2 protein-coding genes and 1 pseudogene are annotated in these 2,978 nt (G+C 61.1%); 1 reads left to right on the forward strand and 2 read right to left on the reverse strand.

Translation table 11 applies throughout. The annotated features are described in order from the left end of the window. Positions 1-363 (reverse strand): annotated as a pseudogene (locus MOV74_RS34950) (urea ABC transporter permease subunit UrtB); the annotation flags it as partial. 84 nt (positions 364-447) lie between these two features. Then, positions 448-1,776 (reverse strand): urea ABC transporter substrate-binding protein, encoded by a 1,329-nt coding sequence (gene urtA / locus MOV74_RS34955; RefSeq protein ID WP_246931634.1) that lies wholly within the window; start codon positions 1,774-1,776, stop codon positions 448-450. 505 nt (positions 1,777-2,281) lie between these two features. Between urtA and MOV74_RS34960 the strand changes: the two genes are divergently transcribed. Then, positions 2,282-2,978: DEAD/DEAH box helicase (locus MOV74_RS34960; protein WP_246931635.1), on the forward strand; the 697-nt coding region annotated here is incomplete at its 3' end.

A 2,978-nucleotide genomic window follows, 5' to 3' on the forward strand; every position in this document is an offset into this window, starting at 1 on the left:
GGCATCGACGCTGCGGCGCAGGCGATTGTTGAGGCGGACCGCGCTCGCGCCGTCGGGAACGCTGGCCACCGCCTGACCGGTCGCGGCATCGATCGACTTGCCGTCGGTGCCGGTGACGTAAACCTTCTTGCTGTCGGGGTCGGCCATGAGGCGGCCGTCCTGGAGCGCACTGATGATGGGAAAAGCCAGCGGATTGCCGCTGCCCGCGACCACGCCGATCGCCTCTTCCGTGTCGGAGAAATCGTCATTGGCGAATTTGGCGACCCCATCCTCGAACGGACCGGCGAAGGCCGGCAGCGCGAACGCAATCAGCAACAACGAGAGCGCAAGCGAGCAGAGGCGCGCGGACAAATAGGCTGGCACTGTGAATGACCCCGGCGGAAATGAGTGGAGAAGGCGGCGGGATCGCCGCCTTCTCCGTTCGTGCAATGGAGTGTCAGATCCGGATCAGGAGCCCGAACCGAGGCACTTGTTGGTCTTGGTGTTGAAGTTGCCGCACTTCTTGCCGACCCAGTCGCCGATCAGGTCCTTGGAGCCGTCGAGCTCCTTCGACCAGGCGTCGCCCGCGACGAGGCCCGGGGTCTTCCAGACTACGTCGAATTGGCCGTTGCCCTTGATCTCGCCGATGAACACCGGCTTGGTGATGTGGTGGTTCGGCAGCATCTTCGACACGCCGCCGGTCAGGTTCGGCGCTTCGATGCCGGGAAGCGCGTCGATCACCTTGTCCGGATCGGTCGACTTCACCTTCTCGACGGCCTTCACCCACATGTTGAAGCCGATCACATGCGCTTCCATCGGATCGTTGGTCACGCGCTTCGGATTCTTGGTGTAGGCCTGCCAGTCCTTGATGAACTTCTCGTTCGAGCCGTCCTTGGTCTTGATCGACTCGAAGTAGTTCCAGGCGGCGAGATGGCCGACCAGCGGCTTGGTGTCGATGCCGGCGAGCTCTTCCTCACCCACCGAGAACGCGACGACCGGGATGTCCTTCGCCTTGATGCCCTGGTTGCCGAGTTCCTTGTAGAAGGGAACGTTGGCGTCGCCATTGATGGTCGAGACCACCGCGGTCTTCTTGCCGGCCGAGCCGAACTTCTTGATGTCGGCCACGATCGTCTGCCAGTCGGAGTGACCGAACGGCGTGTAGTTGATCATGATGTCTTCCTGGGCGACACCCTTGGACTTCAGGTAGGCTTCCAGGATCTTGTTGGTGGTGCGCGGATAGACGTAGTCGGTGCCTGCGAGCACCCAGCGCTTCACCTTCTCTTCCTTCATCAGGTAGTCGACGGCGGGGATCGCCTGCTGGTTCGGCGCCGCACCCGTGTAGAACACGTTGCGCTCGCTTTCCTCACCCTCGTACTGCACGGGGTAGAACAGGATGCTGTTCAGCTCCTTGAACACCGGGAGCACCGACTTGCGCGACACCGAGGTCCAGCAGCCGAATACGACCGAGACCTTGTCCTTGGTGATCAGCTCGCGCGCCTTCTCGGCGAACAGCGGCCAGTTCGAGGCGGGATCGACCACGACGGCCTCGAGCTTCTTGCCGTTCACGCCGCCCTTCTTGTTCTGCTGGTCGATCAGGAAGAGGATGGTATCCTTCAGCGTGGTTTCGCTGATGGCCATGGTGCCGGAAAGGGAGTGCAGCACGCCGACCTTGATGGTGTCATCGGCGGCTTTCGCGCCGGTCAATGGCGCCAGACCGAGCATCAGGCCGGCGGTCGCAGCGAGAACGCCACGGCGGCTAAATGACGCCGCTATATCGTGAATGGATTTGCTAAGCATGAGTGTCTCATCTCCCTGACGCAGACGTGAAAAACGCTGCGAAACGGCCCCTACGGCCGCCTGCGATTAACGGATTCGCAAGAACCGTGCCATGGACTGAGCACCCACCAACCACTTGGTTTCGCTGGAGTAATTGCCAGAAATCAAAGTTTCGCCACCAAGAAACAGCTCAAAACTTGAGCAATTCAAATGTATGCCAAAGCGGCAGGCGGTTTATTTTTTAGGCAAATTGGCCACTCTGGCTAAATTTCCGGCATAACTATTTCTGCACCGCAATCGCCATTTCAGCCGAGCCAGCCTTGAAAGGGTCCCCTAAATGTTCCATATGAACGGCCGAGACCTCTTGCGAATCAAGGGGTCGTTGCGAGCCGCGTGTTCTTAAGCCCCTACGGGCCTCTGGCTTGCCCCATATCTCACAAGCCATCCGACACCCTAAACACGCAGGTGTCTTCTCGACACCCTTTTGCGCGCGCCGCGCTGAATGCGCCGGGCGCCCGCTTTTGACATGGAAAGAACCCATCTTTTGACTTCGTTTCAGGATTTCGGCCTCGCCGAACCGATCGCGCGTGCTCTCGCCGAAGAGAACTACGTCACTCCCACCCCCATCCAGGCCCAGACTGTTCCGATCGCGCTGACCGGGCGCGACGTCGTCGGCATCGCCCAGACCGGAACCGGCAAGACCGCGTCCTTCGCGCTGCCGATCCTCCACCGCCTGCTCGAGAACCGCATCAAACCGCAGCCCAAGACCTGCCGGGTGTTGGTGCTGTCGCCCACCCGCGAGCTGTCAGGCCAGATCCTTGATAGCTTCAACGCCTATGGCCGCCATATCCGCCTGTCCTCGACGCTCGCCATCGGCGGCGTGCCGATGGGCCGCCAGGTCCGTGCACTGATGCAGGGCGTCGACGTGCTGGTCGCCACCCCGGGCCGCCTGCTCGATCTCGTGCAGAGCAATGGCCTGAAGCTTGGCAGCGTCGAGTTCCTCGTGCTCGACGAAGCCGACCGCATGCTCGACATGGGCTTCATCAACGACATCCGCAAAATCGTCGCGAAACTCCCGATCAAGCGGCAGACGCTGTTCTTCTCGGCCACCATGCCGAAGGACAGCCCGCTGAAATCGGTCGCGGACCTCAAGGGCAGGAAGGTTGCGCTCAACAAGGGCTCCAACGTCCACTATCTCCTGGTCAAGGCGCTGGAGAAGGCCG

It is taken from the genome of Bradyrhizobium sp. SHOUNA76 (genome assembly GCF_023006445.1).
Classification (GTDB): Bacteria; Pseudomonadota; Alphaproteobacteria; order Rhizobiales; family Xanthobacteraceae; genus Bradyrhizobium.

What these genes read in the sequence shown, in the direction of transcription:
- urtA (WP_246931634.1), bottom strand. Translation starts at nt 1,776, where the DNA reads ATGCTTAGCAAATCCATTCACGATATAGCGGCGTCATTTAGCCGCCGT.